This window comes from [Borrelia] finlandensis (genome assembly GCF_030438365.2).
Lineage (GTDB): Bacteria > Spirochaetota > Spirochaetia > Borreliales > Borreliaceae > Borreliella > Borreliella finlandensis.
In genome coordinates, this window is record NZ_CP124070.1 from 18,131 (window position 1) to 35,664 (window position 17,534).

A 17,534-nucleotide genomic window follows, 5' to 3' on the forward strand; every position below is an offset into this window, starting at 1 on the left:
ATTTACTACTTCAATAATTCTAATTTTAAAGTCTCAGTTATCTCATCAACAATCTCAGAAGAGCCAAAATACTGTACAGGCCCGGGATATAAATACAAATTATTTAAAGCCCACTTATCACGATTTTTAACAAACTCTTTAAATGGTCTTCCCTCTAAATCAACAAGAGCTTTTTTTATAACAGGTTTTTTCTCTCCATACCTTTCTTCCATATTCATCAACATTGTTAGAGGCACTCCCCCTGCAATCCAATCTGTTGGTTTTAAATTTAGATTTTTTATACAAGACATATAGCCTGTTAGACCATTTAAAATAAGAACAACAGCATTATAACCTAAGCTATAACAATAATCACTATCAAAATTAGAGGGAAAAGCGCTTCTGCCTTCATAGCCAAAAAAATGATCAACCGGAGTAAAACTTCCCTTATATTCTCCCCTTTTCTTCAAGTCATTTAATCTTGATTGAATCATTTCAATAAACAATTTTTCAGTAGGAACTCTTGAAACATTAAAATTCCCATGAGGATCTCTTTCTAAAATTGATTTTATAAGTTCAAATTGAATAAACAAAGGCAAAGATAGATAAACTCCCTTCATATAATCACTAAGCTTGGCAACAAAAATTTCTTTCATTTTTTCAATATTAAGCCCCTTAAACTCACCTTCATTTTTATCAAAAATATCACATAATTCAAGCATTAAGGACTTAACTTCTGGAATAAACTCAATTGAACCTTCAGGAACTATAACTACTCCAAAATTATCTCCATTTAAAGATCTCTTTAAAATAACAGACACCATTTCATCGATAATTTCAGACAAAGTCTTCTTTTTAGCTAAAACCTCTTCAGATACAATACAAATGTTTGGATGAGTTTTTAAAGCACATTCCAAAGCAACATGAGATGCGCTCCTGCCCATAAGTTTGACAAAATGCCAATATTTTTTAGTAGACATAGCATCTCTGCACAAATTACCTATCAACTCAGAATAAATTTTTGTAGCAGAATCAAAACCAAATGAAATTTCAATATGATCATTTCTTAGATCAGCATCAATTGTCTTTGGAACTCCAATAACTTGAATATTTTCCCCATTCTTTTTAAAATACTCTGCAAGAATAGCAGCATTGGTATTTGAATCATCACCACCAATAATAATAATTGCATCAAGATTGTTTTCTTTAGCAACAAATAAAGCTTTGTTATAATGTTCTTCAGTTTCTATTTTTGTTCTCCCAGAAGATACAATATCAAAACCCCCAGTATTTCTGTAAGAATTTATTAAACTCTCAGTAAGTTCAATTTTGTCATTCTCCAAAAGGCCTAAAGGGCCTCCCTTGAATCCAAAAAGCTTTGAATTTGGATTAAATTTTTTTATTGCATCAAAAACACCAGATATAACATTATGTCCCCCAGGAGCAGGTCCTCCAGAAAGAATAATTCCAATATTTAAAGCTTTTGAAAAAAATAAACTTGACTCACCTTCGGTAAAACTTATAATTGGCAATCCATAAGTATTCTTAAAAAATTCTTTTAAAGCCTGCCTATCTTGAATTGCTTCAGTATTTTCTCCATAAACTAAACTAATATTATTAAAATCTTTTTTTAAAATATTTGGTAATTTGGGAATATACTTTTGCCTTTCCTGCTTAAAAAGAGAAGTATTCATACATTTTCCTCCTAATTAATTAATTAAGCCTTTATCATAAATTAAATATTAAAATAATTTACAACTAATATCTATATATGATTTAGAATTAACATAGCATCACCATAAGAAAAAAATTTATAACCTTTATTTATAGCTTCTTCATAAGAACTAAACACAAAATCTTTGCCTGCAAATGAAGAAACCAACATCAAAAGAGTAGATTGAGGTGTGTGAAAATTTGTAAAAAGCATGTCAACAAACTTAAAACAATAGTTCTTGCCAGGATAAATAAAAAGATTTGTACTTTGCTGACCCGTTTTAAATTTCTTAAGGTTATTATCATAAGATGACCCCAAAGCCCTAAGCGCTGTGGTAACAACTGACAAAATTCTTTTACCAAGAAGTTTTGCATTCTGCAATCTCTCAGCCACAAAATCTTTTATTAAAAAAGTTTTAAAATACATATTATGTTCTTCTTATGTTCTTCAACTTTTTTAGATCTTATAGGAAGAAAAGTCCCAAGCCCCCCACATGAAGAGTGATAAAATCATATTCAATATTGTTATTTTCAAAAGCAGAAAACAAATCTCTGCTAAAATGTAACCCTGCAGTTGCAGAAGCTGCAGATCCAACATATTTAGAATAAATAGTTTGATATCGATTTTCATCTATCTTATCATAATCTCTTTTAATGTAAGGAGGCAAAGGAACAAAACCATGTTTTTCAAAATAATCTTCACCAACATCATTATTAAATTTTAAAACAACCTCACTACTACTTTTTGACAAAATTTCACCCATTAACCCTTCGGGGAATTTGTAAAAATTGCCAATAATTTGCTTTTTTGACTTAGAAACTAACGTAGTGAATAAATTAGTGCCAATTCTATTTAAAATTAAAAATTCAACATTACTGCTCATCTCTGATTCTGCATATATTCTTGATTTTCTAACTTTTGAGTTATTAAAAATATTACTATTTCTATATTTTAAAATATTGTTTATAGAATTTTCATGGTAAATTTTTTGCAATTGAGGCTCTAGCACCACTAACCTTGAAGATCCTCTTTTTTTCACTTGGATATTGCGCTATTAAAGAATGGGATAAATTAAAATGAAACTCTTTGGTTTTCATTAAGACCATCCTCTTTCATCTCTAAGTTTAAGTGAAGGTATGCAAACTCAGTAGCTTTACGACCTCTGTGAGTTCTACTGATAAATCCTTTCATAATTAAATAAGGCTCATAAAAGTCTTCAAGAGAATCTGCTGTTTCTCCTACAGAAATAGCTAAAGTATCAACACCTACAGGTCCTCCATTAAATTTCAATATCAAACTTCTTAAAATATTTCTATCTTGCTCATCAAGGCCTTCCCCATCAATTCTAAGCATTTCAAGCCCAATTGAAACAATATCACTTGTAATAACCAAACTTCCAGTTACCTGAGCAATATCTCTTATTCGTCTTAAAAGTCTATTTGCTATACGAGGAGTCCCTCTTGAGCTTCTTGCAAGAAGAAAAGCAGCATCCTCTTCTATTTCAATATTTAAAATAAGAGAATTTCTCTTTATTATCTCAACAAGCTCTATTTCGCTGTAAAGTTCAAATCTTGCAGTAATTCCAAATCTCGCATAAAGTGGAGATGTTACTTTTCCTGGCTTAGTAGTAGCTCCAATCAATGTGAATTTTGGAAGTGGCATTCGAACAGTTCTTGCATTGGCTCCTTGCCCTATTACCCAATCCAGCTCATAATCTTCCATGGCAATACAAAGCATTTCTTCTATTATTGGTCTGAGCCTATGTATTTCATCAATAAATAAAACACTCTTCTCATCAAGACCTGTTAAAATTCCAATAATATCTTTTGGTTTGTCAAAAGCCGGAGCTGAAGTAATCTTAATAGAAGCATTCATCTCAAAGGCAATAATACTTGCAAGAGTAGTTTTTCCAAGACCCGGTGGGCCGCTTAAAAACACATGATCTAGGGCCTCATCTCTCTCTTTAGAAGCTCTTATGAAAATACTAAGGGTTTCTTTAACATTAACCTGACCTTTAAAATCTTCAAAAACTTTAGGCCTAAGCTCATTTTCACTCTTATCATATAAATAATTTTCATTAGAGCTTAAAAAGCTTATACTATTTTCGTCTTTCATAAACATTCCTTAAAAACTATTTTATAACTATAAAAAACTAACAATTAATTCGATATTCTTTTTAAAACCTCCTTAAATAAAAACTGCTCCTTTTCAGAATCTTTTAAATTTGCAAATTCAGCTAAATTGAAAGCCTCTCTAATCTTGCTATTAACAATTTTTCTATCAAATCCCATACTAACAATTGATTCTTCTAATTCTTTAAATCTAAAAAGACCAGTGGATTCAAGCTCACTATTAATCAAAAGCTTACCTTGAAGATGTAAAAACATTTTACCAGCCATTTTTTTACCAATGCCTTTGATTTTAGAAACAAGTTCAATATCCTCTCTATCAATAGCCTCCTTAAACTCATTATACCTTATATTGGATAACACTCTTAAAGCAGCCCTTGGGCCTACTCCGCTTACTCCAATAAGCTCCTTAAAGATCTCTCTTTCATCTGAATTTAAAAATCCAAAAAGTTTTAATTCATTTTCTCTCGTATAAAGATAAGTAAACAACTCAACTTTGTCTGACAAATTAAAATTAGCAAGGCAAAATGCACTAACTAAAAGCTCAAAGTCAAAAACAGTAGTCATTAAAACTAAACTAGATTCTTTTTTTTCTATAACTTTACCATGAATCTTATTTATCATATAATTAAATTATAAATTATATTACACAGAAACATTCAACACTTTAAAGCAAAAGCCTTAAGTAAAAAAGGACACTAAATGAAAAATCAATTTTTAAATAGCTATTTTCAATTAATTACAACTATTTTCTTAATCTCATCTGTAACTATAGCAGCAGAAGAAAGAATAAGCACACTAAAAGTTCCTAATGGATTTAAAGTCGAAATTTTTTTAAACAATACAATTGAAAAACCTAGAGGAATCACAAGCGATCAAGATGGAAATATATTCATAGGATCTGGAAGCACTTTTGCATACCTTGTAACAAAAAACAAAAAAATTTACACCATAGCAAAAACCTTGCAAAAACCTATTGGTATTGCTTATTGGGATAATAAGCTCTACATATCTTCTGTCGATAAAATATATGTAGTTGAAAATGTAAAAGAAGAAATTAATAAAAGCATAAGATCAAATAAAGACTATACATGGAAAATGCAAATTTTTGCACTTTTGCCAAAAAATAATTCTCAAATGCATGCAGGACGTTACATTAAGGTAGATCCTAAAAATAACAAATTAATAGTAAATATAGGATCCCAGCACAATGTTAAAATTCCCCCAAAAAAAGAAGCAGTAATCCTTAGTATTGATTTAAAAACAAAAAAAGAAGAAATAGTAGCTTTTGGGGTGAGAAACTCAGTTGGATTTGATTTTCATCCAATTAGCAATGAAATATATTTTAGCGACAATGGCCAAGACAGATTAGGAGACGACATTCCCCCAGATGAAATAAACGTAATAACCGAATATAAAGAACATTTTGGATTTCCCTATGTGTTTGGGAAAAATCAAAAAAATTACGGTTTTTATAACAAAGCACCCAAAAACACTAAGTTTAGTCCATCTATTTACGAACTTCCCGCACATGTAGCTCCACTTGGAATACACTTTTATCGGGGAAATAACTTCCCAAAAGAATACATAAATAAATTATTCATAGCAGAACACGGCTCGTGGAACAGATCTTCTCCTGTTGGCTACAAAATAACAACACTAGACATTGATTCTAAAAGCAGAACAGCAAAAAATTACAAAACTTTTTTATATGGGTTTTTAAAACACGACAACTCTAAATTTGGACGCCCTGTTGATATAATCACATATTATGACGGTTCAATTCTTTTTACAGATGACTTTGGAAATAAAATATACAGAGTTTACTACGAAAAGATTTAAATAAAACTAACTTAATTCTTCTGGGATCTCCAAATTATGAATTACTTCCTGAACATCATCAAAATCTTCAAGCTTTTCAACAAGAAGAATTATTTTTTCTGCTTGCTCTTTGTTTAAAGAAATTTTATTTTCAGGAATTAAAGCTATCTCTGCCACCTCTTCTTTAAATTTGGTTTTTAAAAAAGATAAAACTTTGTCAAAATCATCAGGACTTGTTATAACTTCTGCCTCATTGTTTGAAACTAAAATATCTTCAGCACCAACTTCTAATGCAAATTCCATTATTTCATCTTCAAGATATTTTTCTAAATTGTAAACAATAAGCCCCTTTCTGTAAAACATATATGAGACTGAACCTGGGGTACCAAGAGATCCTCCACCTTTTGCAAGAACACTTTTCACATCGCTAGAGGTTCTGTTTTTATTGTCCGTTAGACATTTAATCATTAGAGCCACTCCATAAGGAGCATAAGCCTCATAAGTTATTTCAAAATATTCAACCCCTTCATTACCGCCAATACCCTTTTTTATTGCCTTCTCAATATTATCTTTTGGCATATTGGCAACCTTAGCCTTATTAACAGCTACCCTTAGTCTCGGATTAGATTCAATATCCCCACCCCCTATTTTAGCTGCAATAGTTATTTCTCTTATTAGCTTTGTAAAAATTTTATTACGCTTTGCATCAAGAGCACCTTTTTTTCTCTTTATTGTTGACCATTTACTGTGACCAGACATTTACACCTCCAACAATTTTTCCAACCGATCTAAGACGTCAAACATCCTATTATTAATCAAATGAGCTTTAATTGTATTAAACATTAACATAAGAACCGTAACAGGACCTATTCCCCCCTTAACAGGAGTAATAAATTTAACGCACTCTTTAATATTGTCAAAATCTGTATCGCCTAAGAGAATTTTTCCGTTATCAGTCTCAATTTCAGAAATGCCAATATCAATCACATAAGGCTTTCCACACAACATGCTTTTATCTATTAACCTAGGCTTACCAACAGCAGAAATAACAATATCTGCCTGCCTTAAATAAACATCTAAATAAATGCTCTTGCTGTGACAAGCAATAACAGTTGCATCATAAGGTTTTGATGAGAGCAATATTGAAATAGGCCTTCCTACAAGAGGACTTCTACCAACCACAACAACCGTTTTTCCCGATGTTTTTATCCCTTCATCTCGCAAAATCTTTAATACAGCAAGAGCTGTACAAGGAATAAATCCTTTTTTATCGCCCAAAATCATTTTTCCTAAATTAACAAAAGATAAGCCATCAACATCTTTTGAATAAACTATGCTATTTAAAATAGAATTTAAATCCATGCCTTTCAAAAGGGGTAATTGCACAATAATTCCACCTGTACTTAAATTTTTATTTTCTCTATCAATTACTTCTAAAATATCGCTTTGAACAGAGTTTGCAGAAAATTTAATTACTTCAACATTCAAGCCAATCTCTTTTGCAACTCGACTCTTAATTGAAACATAAAGCTTGCTTGCAGGCTCATCATTTGCTAAAATAACTTTTAATGCAATTTTATCTCTCAAGTCATGCTGTTTTAAGAATTCTTTGAGCATTAAATAATACTTATTCGCAAAATCTTTCCCATTAAATACAATACCCAAAATATACCCCTTAAACCCCTAATAAGATTACCTTAATATTATACTTAGATTGTCAACATAAGGAAAGTCAAACAACCAAATTTCAAATTGTAATTAAATTTATTTTAAACTATAATAAACAAGGATAATAATTTTAAAAGAATGGAGAATAATGAGAAAGTATCTTTTTATAATACTAATTGCAGTCTTACTAATTGGTGTAAACATAAAAAAAATTGCGGCTGCAGCCAATATTGATAGGCATACAAACTCCACTTTAGGAATAGATTTAAGTGTGGGCGTTCCTATTTTTTACAACGACTTATCAAAAGCTTATCCTACCAATTTATATCCAGGAGGTATTGGGGCAATAAAATACCAGTACCACATTTTAAACAATTTAGCAATTGGACTTGAGCTAAGATATATGTTTAACTTTGATATTAACCATTCTTTTAATATATTAAATCCAGATTCAAGTGTAGGTAAAATTTTTTATAGCGTGCCTATTACATTTTCAATAAATTATATATTTGATATAGGAGAATTATTTCAAATTCCAGTATTCACAAATATAGGGTTTTCTCTTAATACATATGGAGATAGAAACAACAATATTACAAATTTAAGAACTTTTGATGCACTCCCTACAATCTCTTTTGGATCTGGAATTTTATGGAACTTTAACTATAAATGGGCTTTTGGAGCAACAGCATCTTGGTGGATGATGTTTGAATTTGGAAATTCTGCTAAAATGGCACATTTTGCACTTATATCATTATCAGTTACAGTGAATGTAAATAAATTGTAGGATAAAAATGAAACAAAAATATGAAAACTATTTTAAAAAAAGATTAATTTTAAAACTATTAATATTTTTACTACTAGCATGCTCAAGCGAATCCATATTTTCACAATTAGGAAATCTGCAAAAAATCAAACATGAATACAATATTTTGGGCAGTTCAAGCCCAAGAGGAATTTCTCTAGTAGGAGAAACTCTCTACATTGCAGCCATGCATTTATTTAAAAAAGAAAACGGCAAGATTGAAAAAATTGATTTGAGCAATTCTTATGAGTTTATAAACGACATTGTAAATATATCTGGGAGAACCTATCTTTTAGCGCAAAACAAAGAAGAAGAATTAGAAGTTTGCGAGCTAAATGGAAAAAATTGGACATTAAAATTTAAAAAACCCCTAAAAGCATATAAATTCTTAAAATCCGTAGGAAGAGATGGCGTAAAAGAAGCATATATTTTAGCTATAGATAAAAATAATCATGAGAAAATTTTTGATCTACAAGGAGCTGACAAAACACCACCACAAGCTACTGAAAATGACAAATTTTATCAAATATCAAATGAAGAAAACTTAATTACAGGGAATTCACTCAAAATATGGCAAATGAATAACAATACATACACAAACATAGACTATCAACAGGCCAAAGAAATAATGCCTATCATTAAAACAAGCATTAGGGGTTCTTCTGAAGTTTTAGTAATGACTGGTGGTTACAATAATTTAGATACAAAATTTAAGGTTTACTCAAATGTAAATAATTACACAACGCCAATATTTATTCAAGATGAAGTAGGCGAATTTAGCAGCTACTTTGCAAGAGAATTTAATGATGCGATATTAATCGGAAGTAATAATGGATTTGCAGAATTTACAAAAAATAAAGAAGGAATTTTTGCCCTACGGGCACCCTCAAAATCTGTAGAACCTGGGGCTTATAACGGATCTCAGCTAAGCAAAACAGGCCTTAATGATATTATTCCTGTATCAAGCAACACGATTTACATATTAACTCAAGGCAAGGGTTTGTGGAAATTGGAAAACAGAAAATTAACTAAAGAATAAAGAATAAAAATTCGTTATAAATTTTTCATATCTAGATTTATTAAAATCTTCATCATAATATTTTTTAATCTTAATTTTCAAATTGAAATTAATCTTAGATCTAAAATATAAATAATTTATATTATTTATATCAAAAATTCGACCTTCATCATTCATAACCTTAGCCCCAAGATCTAAAAGAAGCTTGGCAAAAAAAATATCTCGAGTAATCACAAGACTGTATCTATCTGCTAAATTCAAAATAAATGAATCAACATTGTCTACCACTTCCAAAGCAACATTTTCTGTTATTTCCAGGCTTAAAAACTTATTAGAAACTACAATGAGTTTTGATTTATTGTGCAATATAAATTTTTGTAAAAATTTTATTATCTTAAAATTACAAGAATCAGCATCAACAAAAATTTTACTTAACAATCTTATAGTCCACTACCTTAAGAGCCAAAAAAGAAACAATAGCATTTTTATTAATGGGTCCAAATATTCTAGAATCATTTAAAACACTTAAATTGTCATTTAATAAAAAGAATTCATTTTTTTTCAAAGTAAAACATTTAATCACTTCGTCTGCATTAAAAAAATCATTCAACTTGTAATAGCTAACCAAATTGCCATTCAAATAAAAAAAATTTGTATCCTTTTTATTTACCAGGACATTCAAACCTCTAACATAAACAGAATCGCCCTGAACAGCTGCTATTCTTGATACCTTATAGCTTGCTCTTTTAAAAATTTTATTTAAAAAAAAGAAATCTTTTATTAAAGTTAACAAAAAATTATTACTTAACCTAAAATCCTCATAAAGAACAATATCATTCATTTTCAAAGGAATAAAAAAAGAAGTTATGTGTGTTGCTACAAAAAATAAACTGGCATTTTTTGTTATTGTTGGCAACATCTCATTACTTTTAACCATAAAAATTTGCAAAACAAACTTTGTGAAAAAAAAATTTAAAATTAAAAATGTTAAAAAATATTTTAAAAAAACTTTTCTTTGCTTTTTCCTTAAAAGCCTTTGTTCGAAAGTTAAATATGGGGCCACTTTAAATAAATCCTACTCTAGAAAATGGAAGATATATTATCAAGGTTCTTCCAAGTACTTTATTCTTATTGATTACTCCAAAAAACCGACCATCATGAGAATTGTCTCTATTGTCTCCAATTGGCAAAATATATCCATCAGGAACATAAATGCCATAATCTCTCATTATAGCTTTTTCCATATAATAATCCACATAAGGCATAAAAGCAGATAAATACTTATATTCCAATCTTTCAAACTCAAACCTATCAATCATTCTAACATCAAAAAATGAAAAATCGGGAGTGCTACTTAAATTTATATTTAACTGGCTAAGAGCAACAAACATAGCAAAATCACCATAAATCCCATAGTCCTCATTTGCCACAATTTTTTTAATTTTAAAATTTTTATCAACCAAATCCCAATAAGAATCTTCTAAAATAAAATTTTCCTCGCCTTCTCTTTTAATATAAGCCTTGCCGTTATTAAATCTAACAATTTTACCATCTGCAAATGCACCTCTTTTCACAAGAAATCTAACATTGGGATTGCCATATTCATCTCTATCAAGATCAATAAAGGATAATGTTAACATATAAAGTATTCTTTGAAAGATATCAAAAAAAACACCCTTTGATTTATACTCTGGATTTTCAAAAATAATAATATCGGATTCTTCTGGGGCTTTAAAGCCATTAATTTTAAATAACCCTGGTAAAAGCTCAGGACCGTAAGAAAATTTATCTACAAATAAAAAATCCCCTATTTGAAGAGCATTTTCCATTGACCCTGATGGTATTTTATAAGCTTGAACAAAATATTGATTTATTACCAATACAAAAATTGCCGCTGCTATAAAATCAAATAAAAAGTTAAGCAAAAATCCTCGTTTCTTAGCCCTTAATTTGGAAAAATATTTCTTTCTTTTTCTATGTGTCAAATATTTCTCAACAATGTGTACCAAAAAAGATGCAAATTTATCCAATCTTCTTAAATACATAACCTAACCTCAAGAATTAAATCATACAAAATATTGACACTTATTTAAATACTTTTCTATACTTTAAAAGATGAAAGAAGTTGACGAGAATTCAAATGTTGAGCTTTTTGAAGTTAAATTAAAGCCAATCCTAGAAATAGCCCCTAAGGTTTACGTATTTCTTACAACAATAATATTGCTTTTAAGCTTAATATCAACTTTAATAATCATACCTAAATTTAAAAATCCAGGAGCATATTTAAAAATAGATTCCAATATTGAAAACACTTACATATATTTAAACGAAAAATATATCGGTAGAACCCCGCTTAACAAATATATAAATGCCACTGAAGGAATTATTAGAGCAAAGAGAATGGGATTTAAAACTTACGAACAAAAGATAAAAATTCACAACAAATTTTTTGGAAACTACAGTTTGCAAATAAATTTAGAGCTGGTTGATCCTGAAAAAATCATTAAACAAAGACAAAAAGAACTCTCTATAATGGTGAAAATAAAAAATATTAATGAAAATACAAAACTAATTCCTGTTTTTTCATTAATATCTAGCGAACTTAAAGAACATCCCAAATACATTAAAAAATTTCTAAAAGATTCTATACCTTACTTAAATTCAACCGAAATGTTTAAAGACTTTCTAAATTCATATAAAGCTATATATTCAATAGACCAAGACAACAGTAATCAAGAAGAAATATGGAACTCTTTGAAAACAAATTTTGATTTAGAAAGTAGAGCCATCTTTTGGTTTTTAGAAAATTTAGATAAAGATTTAAAAATACTAACAAAAAATGAGCCTTGGGTTAAAACATTAGCCAAAACTCTAGACAATGAAAATATTCAATTAATTTCTAAAAATGAAAAAATTAATATAAAATTACCTGGATTTAAAAAAATAAATTCAAATAAAATAGAAAAAATTCAAAATTATGAATTAGATTCAAAAAACATTTCACTAAAATCTACCTATAGCATAAAAGAATTTCTTATTCAAGAACAAAATGTTACAAAATACGAGTATCAAGATTTTTTAAAAGAAAATCCAAAATGGGCATTAAATAACAAAGAAAATTTAATTAAAGAACAACTTGTAGATGAAAATTATCTTAAAAATTTTAATCAAATAGGCTTAAATGAGGCTATCACCGGAATATCTTATTTCTCAGCAATAGAATACGCCAACTGGTACTCTAAAAAACTTCCCACAGGACTCAAAGCAAGACTGCCTATATCACAAGAATGGGAATTATGCCAAAAAGAACTAAACAAAAACCCATTAAATATTAATGAAATATCAAAAAAAGTTGGATTTTGGAATTTAATGCAAAATTCATCTTTTAATGATATCGCAATATTTAAAAATGAAAAAAATTTTTATAGCGAAAATTCAAATTTTTACTCATTGATAACAGAAATTAGAACATATTCCCAGCAAAATAATAATTTACTCAATCCATCAACCAAAGCCTCTTTTTTGAAAAACTGGAGTTCTCCAAACATTGGTTTTAGGTTGATTGTATCAAAGGAATAAAAGGAATAGATTTGAACACAAACACTTTGCTTCTTGAAAACAAAAAAGCAAAATTTAATTACTTTATTGAAGAGAAAATAAGTTGTGGAATAGTGCTAAAAGGAACTGAAGTGAAATCAATAAAGGCAAAAAAATTATCATTTAACAATAGCTTTGCAAGCATAAAAAAAGAAGAATTGTGGCTTGAAAACTTGCACGTATCAAAATATAAAGAAGGTAATATCTTCAATCATGATGAATTAAGGCCCAGAAAACTTTTAATCAAAAAAAGAGAATTGCAAAGACTAAAAAAATTTAAAGAAAAAGAGGGATATACTTTAATTCCTATTAGTTTTTATTTAAAAAAATCAATAATTAAAGTAGAAGTTGGAATATGTAAAGGAAAAAAATTGTATGATAAAAGAGAAATATTAAAACAAAAAAGCATAAAAAAAGATCTTAGTAGAGAAATAAAATACAAGTAAAAGCTCTTTTAATTACAATTGAGCAATTGCAATACAGAATTGCAATTACCCATTTTTGTAATAAATAAAATTAATAGCTTTTTTTGAAAGACAGTTCAAACCCAAGAGCACTGGATTGGCCCATTGCAACATCAAAACTAGGTTCAAATCCTCCTAAAGCTACATTAAGGCTATTTTTTAGCTTCCTATTATAACTATTAGCAAATGTAAATGGAAGAATAATTTCTGTCAATCTTGTCACAGCCATAGTAACCACACCTGCTAACATAACTCCCTTACCCCAAGTCCATTGAAAAGCAGCTTTTTTAGTAATACCATCAAGCGCTTTGATATCCAAATAAGCCCCCGTAAGTATAAGTCCTATACCAACCGCATCAAATCCAAGAATAAGAGAACCTCCAAGAACATCTCCTTGAGCAAAGGAGCCTATTCCAAACCCTAAAAAAAGGTTCAATAAAAATGGTACAATAGGATCTTGCTTGCTAGTTTCATAAACCAAAAGTTTTTCCCCAGCACTCATCCCAAACGCACCATTTTTAGAATCATTAGCCTGAGCAAAGCTAGAAAAAACACAAAAGGTTACCAAAACAAAAATTAAAAGTTTATTCATAAAAACCCCTTTATTAAAACTGGTACTATGGTAGCATATTAATGAAATTTAAAAAAGGTTTTTAAAGTTATTTAAATTTAACTTTTTTCAAATTATTACTTGAAATTCGCTTCCCAATAGAGCTTCTTGATTTGACCATAAAATTATCAATTTCAATTCTTTTAACAATGTCTTTATTTGTAGAAAATTCTACAAATTCGGGATTCAATGAAAAATCGACAAATTCATCATTTTCTCCCAAAAATTCATAAACCTTATCTGTAATAAATTTATCTATTTTAAACCTTTTAACATAATAAAAATTGTCAAGCCTGTTAAAATAAATTATTGAAAATATTTGCTCTTTTGAATTATTTATATCATAAACTAAAGCACATACATTCTTTTTATCTATAAATGTCTTGTCTTCAATATTTTTAAGAACATAACTATTTTCTCTAAAAACTAATATTTTATCATAATAACTAGCATTTCCAATAAATTCACCATCAAAAAGACTTGTTCCTACAAAACCTTCTGCCAAGTTCAAATAAACTTTCATATTCTTTGTAGCTATTTCTTTTACATTCTTTGATTTGATTAAAGAAATTTTAGTCTTTCTTTGATGCTCTTTAGAATACTTTGCAAGCAGTAAATCAATAAAATTTATTGAATACCCTTTTATTGAAGAAATATTGCTATTTATACTCTTTAATTCTTTATTTAAAATTTTAATATCCTTGGAATTCTTATCAATATCAAAAAGACTTATTTTTCTAATTGGAATTTTAAGCAAATTTTCAACATCTTCCTTTAAAACTTCCCTTGAAAAAGATTCTTTGTACCTTAAAACCTCTGACAATATTATACTTACAATATTTTCTTCTTTAGAAATTGTTTCAAGAAGTTTATAAATCTTTTTTCCAATAAAAATTTGCTCGAGTGTTTTATAAAATATTTTTTCAAGAATCTTGCTTTTTTGCAATTCAAGTTCCATTTTTAAAATTTTTTGAAGATGGGCTGCATGAAACTTGATAAGATCTTTAATAGTATAAACAACAGGATATCTCTCGCTAAGCAACAATAAATTAACAGAAATTGATATCTGACAATTTGTATAATGATACAACTTTTCAATCACTTCGCTTGCATAAACACCCCTAGGTAAAGATAGCTCTATGGCCACATTTTCAGCAGTAAAGTCATTAATGCTTGAAACTTTAATATAATTTTTTCTAATTGCTTTCTCAATCGAAGATATTAAGCTCTCAGTAGTCTCACCAAAGGGCAATTCCCTTATTACAATTGTTTTTTCATCTATGGTTTCAATCTTAGCTCTAACTAAAACTTTACCGTTACCGTCAGCGTATTCATTAACATCAACTATTCCTCCCGTTGGAAAATCAGGATAAATATCATAACTCTCTCCAAGAAGCTCGCTCTTTACTGCATTTAAAATCTCATTAAAATTGTGAGGCAATATTTTAGCTGCCATTCCAACAGCAATTCCCTCACTTCCTTGAATTAAAATAACAGGAATTTTGGCAGGATAAAGCAAGGGTTCATTATTTCTTCCATCATAAGAAGATTCATAAATTGTTATCTCTTTGCTGTAAAGAACATCAAAAGCTAAGGGAGTTAGCCTACATTCAATATATCTAGAAGCAGAAGCAGGATCACCTGTAAACAAATTGCCAAAATTGCCCTGCTTTTCAATAAATAGATCCTTATTGGCAATATTAACAAGAGCCTCATAAATTGACGTATCGCCGTGGGGATGATATTTCATTGTATTACCAACAACATTTGCAACTTTATGAAAGTTGCCATCATGCATTTCAAAAAGAGAATGTATAATTCTCCTTTGAACTGGCTTAAACCCATCAACAACACTAGCAATAGCACGATCTTTAATAACATAAGATGAATATTGCAAAAAATTATCTTTAAGTACAGTTCTAATATCCATTAAATCAAATTCTCCATAATAAAATTCCGCCTCTCAGGAGTATTTTGTCCCATATAAAAACCCAATTTCTCTTTTATTTCTTTAATATTAAAAAGGTCTACCTTTGTAAGCTTAATGCTATTAATATCAATAAAGCCTTTAAATTCATTTGGAGAAATTTCACCAAGGCCTTTAAACCTTGTTACTTCACATCCCCCCTTAAGCTCAAGAATGGCTTTTTGCTTTTCTTCCTCAGAATAACAATAGGTCGTGATTTTTTTGTTCCTAACCCTAAAAAGAGGAGTTTCTAAAATATACATATGCCCATTTAAAATTAAATCCTCAAAAAAAGTCAAGAAAAAAGTTAACAATAAATTTCTAATATGAAATCCATCAAAATCTGCATCGGTTGCTATTACAACCTTATTGTACCTTAAATTTTCAATTGATTCTTCAATGCCAAGAGCTACCATCATATTATAAAGCTCTTCATTTTTGTATATTTCAGATTTATTCTTTTCAAACATATTTTGAGGTTTTCCTCTAAGAGAAAATATAGCCTGAGTATAAACATCTCTACAAGACACCATTGAACCTGTTGCAGAGTCCCCCTCTGTTAAGAAGATCATAGTTTGTTCTGACTGAGTACTGCTGTCATTAAAATGAAATTTGCAATCCTTAAGCTTAGGGATTTTAAAAGATATTTTTTTTGCTCTCTCTCTTGCTTCTTTTCTTACACTACTTAATTCTTTTCTGAGTCGTTCATTGTCAACCACTTTTTTCTCAATCAATTTTGCAAGTATTTTATCTTTATATAAAATTTCAGAAATTATCTTCTGCACTTCCTTTGCAACATTGCCTCTAGTTTCAATATTTCCAAGCTTATTCTTAGTTTGACTTTCAAATATTGGATCTTTAATTTTAACAGAAAGAGTTGCAACAAGCCCTTCCCTAATATCTGTAGAGGAATATGTTTTTTTAAGAAAATCGTTAATAGCTCTTACAAAGCCTTCTCTAAAACCAGTCTGATGGGTACCTCCATCATTGGTATATTGACCATTAACAAATGAAAAATAAGTCTCCCCATAATTATTTGTATGGGAAAAAGCAAATTCTAAAGTTTTACTAGAATAGTAAACAATATCATAAAGCAAATCATCACTCTTAATTTCTGAATTCAAAAAATCTAAAAGACCATTTTTAGATTCAAAAATTTGATCATTATAGTTTATTATAAGTCCCTTATTCAAACAAACATAATGGAAAAATCTTCTCTTGAGAAAATCTTCACTATAAGAATATTTCCCGAATATTTCTGAATCTGCTAAAAACTCAACATAAGTACCATCTTTATCAGAAGACTTTATTTCTCTAGATTCCAATAATTTTCCCTTAGAAAACAAAGCCTCAAAAGATTTACCATTTCTTGTTGATCTTACTAAAAATCTTGAACTTAAGGCATTAACTGCCTTAGTTCCAACCCCATTAAGCCCTACAGAAAATTGAAAAACATCGTCATTGTACTTGGCTCCAGTATTAATAACTGAAACACTCTCAATAACTTTTCCAAGAGGAATTCCTCTTCCATAATCCCTAATAGAAATAAGATTATTTTCTTTTTTTATAAAAATTTCATTTCCGTAGCCCATAATAAACTCATCAATTGAATTGTCTATTATCTCTTTAATTAAAACATAAATGCCATCATCAATATTAGAGCCATCTCCCAAACGTCCAATATACATACCAGATCTTAATCTAATATGTTCAAGAGAAGATAGAGTGATTATTTTACTTTCATCATAATTTTGAGTCTTCAT

General features: G+C 29.1%; 16 protein-coding genes and 1 pseudogene. 5 read left to right on the plus strand and 12 right to left on the minus strand.

The window, feature by feature from the left end; genetic code table 11:
* Positions 1-5 precede the first annotated feature (5 nt).
* The 4 genes and pseudogenes from QIA19_RS00650 to ruvA all read right to left on the minus strand — a co-directional run bounded on the left by QIA19_RS00650 (position 6) and on the right by ruvA (position 4,446).
* Positions 6-1,673 carry a diphosphate--fructose-6-phosphate 1-phosphotransferase gene (locus tag QIA19_RS00650; protein WP_301365070.1) on the minus strand — a complete coding sequence of 556 codons (1,668 nt, stop codon included), beginning with the start codon at positions 1,671-1,673 and terminating at the stop codon, positions 6-8.
* Positions 1,674-1,744: 71 nt separating this feature from the next.
* Positions 1,745-2,790: pseudogene (gene queA, locus QIA19_RS00655) on the minus strand (tRNA preQ1(34) S-adenosylmethionine ribosyltransferase-isomerase QueA).
* The gene (gene ruvB, locus QIA19_RS00660; protein ID WP_002556628.1) at positions 2,765-3,808 is read right to left on the minus strand and encodes a Holliday junction branch migration DNA helicase RuvB; all 1,044 of its coding nucleotides are present in this window, start codon (positions 3,806-3,808) and stop codon (positions 2,765-2,767) included. Before ruvB ends, queA begins: the two are co-directional and overlap by 26 nt.
* A gap of 44 nt (positions 3,809-3,852) precedes the next feature.
* Positions 3,853-4,446, minus strand: a complete 594-nt coding sequence (gene ruvA / locus QIA19_RS00665) for a Holliday junction branch migration protein RuvA (RefSeq protein ID WP_008882501.1) — start codon at positions 4,444-4,446, stop codon at positions 3,853-3,855.
* Between the two features lie 78 nt (positions 4,447-4,524).
* Here ruvA and QIA19_RS00670 point away from each other — a divergent pair, with 78 nt between their 5' ends.
* Positions 4,525-5,664: a PQQ-dependent sugar dehydrogenase gene (locus QIA19_RS00670; RefSeq protein ID WP_301365074.1), complete on the plus strand. Its 1,140-nt coding sequence runs from the start codon at positions 4,525-4,527 to the stop codon at positions 5,662-5,664.
* Positions 5,665-5,670: 6 nt separating this feature from the next.
* Here QIA19_RS00670 and QIA19_RS00675 read toward each other — a convergent pair whose 3' ends face one another.
* Together QIA19_RS00675 and QIA19_RS00680 are read right to left on the minus strand one after the other, a co-directional pair.
* On the minus strand, positions 5,671-6,402 hold the full coding sequence (locus tag QIA19_RS00675; protein ID WP_301365076.1) for a YebC/PmpR family DNA-binding transcriptional regulator: 732 nt from the start codon (positions 6,400-6,402) through the stop codon (positions 5,671-5,673).
* Positions 6,403-7,308, minus strand: a complete 906-nt coding sequence (locus tag QIA19_RS00680) for a bifunctional 5,10-methylenetetrahydrofolate dehydrogenase/5,10-methenyltetrahydrofolate cyclohydrolase (RefSeq protein ID WP_301365078.1) — start codon at positions 7,306-7,308, stop codon at positions 6,403-6,405.
* Between the two features lie 151 nt (positions 7,309-7,459).
* Here QIA19_RS00680 and QIA19_RS00685 point away from each other — a divergent pair, with 151 nt between their 5' ends.
* Together QIA19_RS00685 and bamB are read left to right on the plus strand one after the other, a co-directional pair.
* Positions 7,460-8,098 (plus strand): BB0027 family outer member beta-barrel protein, encoded by a 639-nt coding sequence (locus tag QIA19_RS00685; protein ID WP_008882721.1) that lies wholly within the window; start codon positions 7,460-7,462, stop codon positions 8,096-8,098.
* Positions 8,099-8,105: 7 nt separating this feature from the next.
* Positions 8,106-9,155, plus strand: a complete 1,050-nt coding sequence (gene bamB, locus QIA19_RS00690) for an outer membrane protein assembly factor BamB (protein WP_008882323.1) — start codon at positions 8,106-8,108, stop codon at positions 9,153-9,155.
* Here bamB and QIA19_RS00695 read toward each other — a convergent pair.
* The 3 genes from QIA19_RS00695 to QIA19_RS00705 are packed head-to-tail and all read right to left on the minus strand — an operon-like array spanning position 9,141 to position 11,179.
* A complete protein-coding gene (locus tag QIA19_RS00695) occupies positions 9,141-9,572 on the minus strand; it encodes a DUF188 domain-containing protein (RefSeq protein WP_008882523.1) in 432 nt (143 codons plus the stop codon). The two genes, bamB and QIA19_RS00695, sit on opposite strands and share 15 nt — an antisense overlap.
* Positions 9,562-10,197 carry a signal peptidase I gene (gene lepB, locus QIA19_RS00700; protein ID WP_301365084.1) on the minus strand — a complete coding sequence of 212 codons (636 nt, stop codon included), beginning with the start codon at positions 10,195-10,197 and terminating at the stop codon, positions 9,562-9,564. The genes QIA19_RS00695 and lepB overlap by 11 nt, the downstream gene beginning before the upstream one ends.
* Before the next feature lies 1 nt (position 10,198).
* The gene (locus QIA19_RS00705) at positions 10,199-11,179 is read right to left on the minus strand and encodes a S26 family signal peptidase (RefSeq protein ID WP_301365086.1); all 981 of its coding nucleotides are present in this window, start codon (positions 11,177-11,179) and stop codon (positions 10,199-10,201) included.
* Positions 11,180-11,249: 70 nt separating this feature from the next.
* On the opposite strand from QIA19_RS00705, the gene QIA19_RS00710 reads away from it, so the two are divergent.
* Together QIA19_RS00710 and smpB are read left to right on the plus strand one after the other, a co-directional pair.
* Positions 11,250-12,713, plus strand: coding sequence for an SUMF1/EgtB/PvdO family nonheme iron enzyme (locus tag QIA19_RS00710; protein WP_301365088.1), 1,464 nt, complete (start codon positions 11,250-11,252; stop codon positions 12,711-12,713).
* 11 nt (positions 12,714-12,724) lie between these two features.
* Positions 12,725-13,177, plus strand: a complete 453-nt coding sequence (gene smpB, locus QIA19_RS00715) for an SsrA-binding protein SmpB (protein WP_301365090.1) — start codon at positions 12,725-12,727, stop codon at positions 13,175-13,177.
* Positions 13,178-13,247: 70 nt separating this feature from the next.
* Here the strand turns inward: smpB and QIA19_RS00720 are convergent, their stop codons facing one another.
* The 3 genes from QIA19_RS00720 to QIA19_RS00730 all read right to left on the minus strand — a co-directional run bounded on the left by QIA19_RS00720 (position 13,248) and on the right by QIA19_RS00730 (position 17,534).
* On the minus strand, positions 13,248-13,787 hold the full coding sequence (locus QIA19_RS00720; RefSeq protein WP_301365092.1) for a P13 family porin: 540 nt from the start codon (positions 13,785-13,787) through the stop codon (positions 13,248-13,250).
* A 67-nt stretch (positions 13,788-13,854) separates the two neighbouring features.
* Positions 13,855-15,735: a DNA topoisomerase IV subunit A gene (locus tag QIA19_RS00725; RefSeq protein WP_301365095.1), complete on the minus strand. Its 1,881-nt coding sequence runs from the start codon at positions 15,733-15,735 to the stop codon at positions 13,855-13,857.
* Positions 15,735-17,534 (minus strand): DNA topoisomerase IV subunit B, encoded by a 1,800-nt coding sequence (locus tag QIA19_RS00730; protein ID WP_301365097.1) that lies wholly within the window; start codon positions 17,532-17,534, stop codon positions 15,735-15,737. Before QIA19_RS00730 ends, QIA19_RS00725 begins: the two co-directional genes overlap by 1 nt.

Coding starts and splice junctions, on each gene's coding strand:
- QIA19_RS00650 (WP_301365070.1), bottom strand. CDS start 1,673: ATGAATACTTCTCTTTTTAAGCAGGAAAGGCAAAAGTATATTCCCAAA.
- ruvB (WP_002556628.1), bottom strand. CDS start 3,808: ATGAAAGACGAAAATAGTATAAGCTTTTTAAGCTCTAATGAAAATTAT.
- ruvA (WP_008882501.1), bottom strand. CDS start 4,446: ATGATAAATAAGATTCATGGTAAAGTTATAGAAAAAAAAGAATCTAGT.
- QIA19_RS00670 (WP_301365074.1), top strand. CDS start 4,525: ATGAAAAATCAATTTTTAAATAGCTATTTTCAATTAATTACAACTATT.
- QIA19_RS00675 (WP_301365076.1), bottom strand. CDS start 6,402: ATGTCTGGTCACAGTAAATGGTCAACAATAAAGAGAAAAAAAGGTGCT.
- QIA19_RS00685 (WP_008882721.1), top strand. CDS start 7,460: ATGAGAAAGTATCTTTTTATAATACTAATTGCAGTCTTACTAATTGGT.
- bamB (WP_008882323.1), top strand. CDS start 8,106: ATGAAACAAAAATATGAAAACTATTTTAAAAAAAGATTAATTTTAAAA.
- QIA19_RS00705 (WP_301365086.1), bottom strand. CDS start 11,179: ATGTATTTAAGAAGATTGGATAAATTTGCATCTTTTTTGGTACACATT.
- QIA19_RS00710 (WP_301365088.1), top strand. CDS start 11,250: ATGAAAGAAGTTGACGAGAATTCAAATGTTGAGCTTTTTGAAGTTAAA.
- QIA19_RS00720 (WP_301365092.1), bottom strand. CDS start 13,787: ATGAATAAACTTTTAATTTTTGTTTTGGTAACCTTTTGTGTTTTTTCT.
- QIA19_RS00725 (WP_301365095.1), bottom strand. CDS start 15,735: ATGGATATTAGAACTGTACTTAAAGATAATTTTTTGCAATATTCATCT.
- QIA19_RS00730 (WP_301365097.1), bottom strand. CDS start 17,534: ATGAAGACTCAAAATTATGATGAAAGTAAAATAATCACTCTATCTTCT.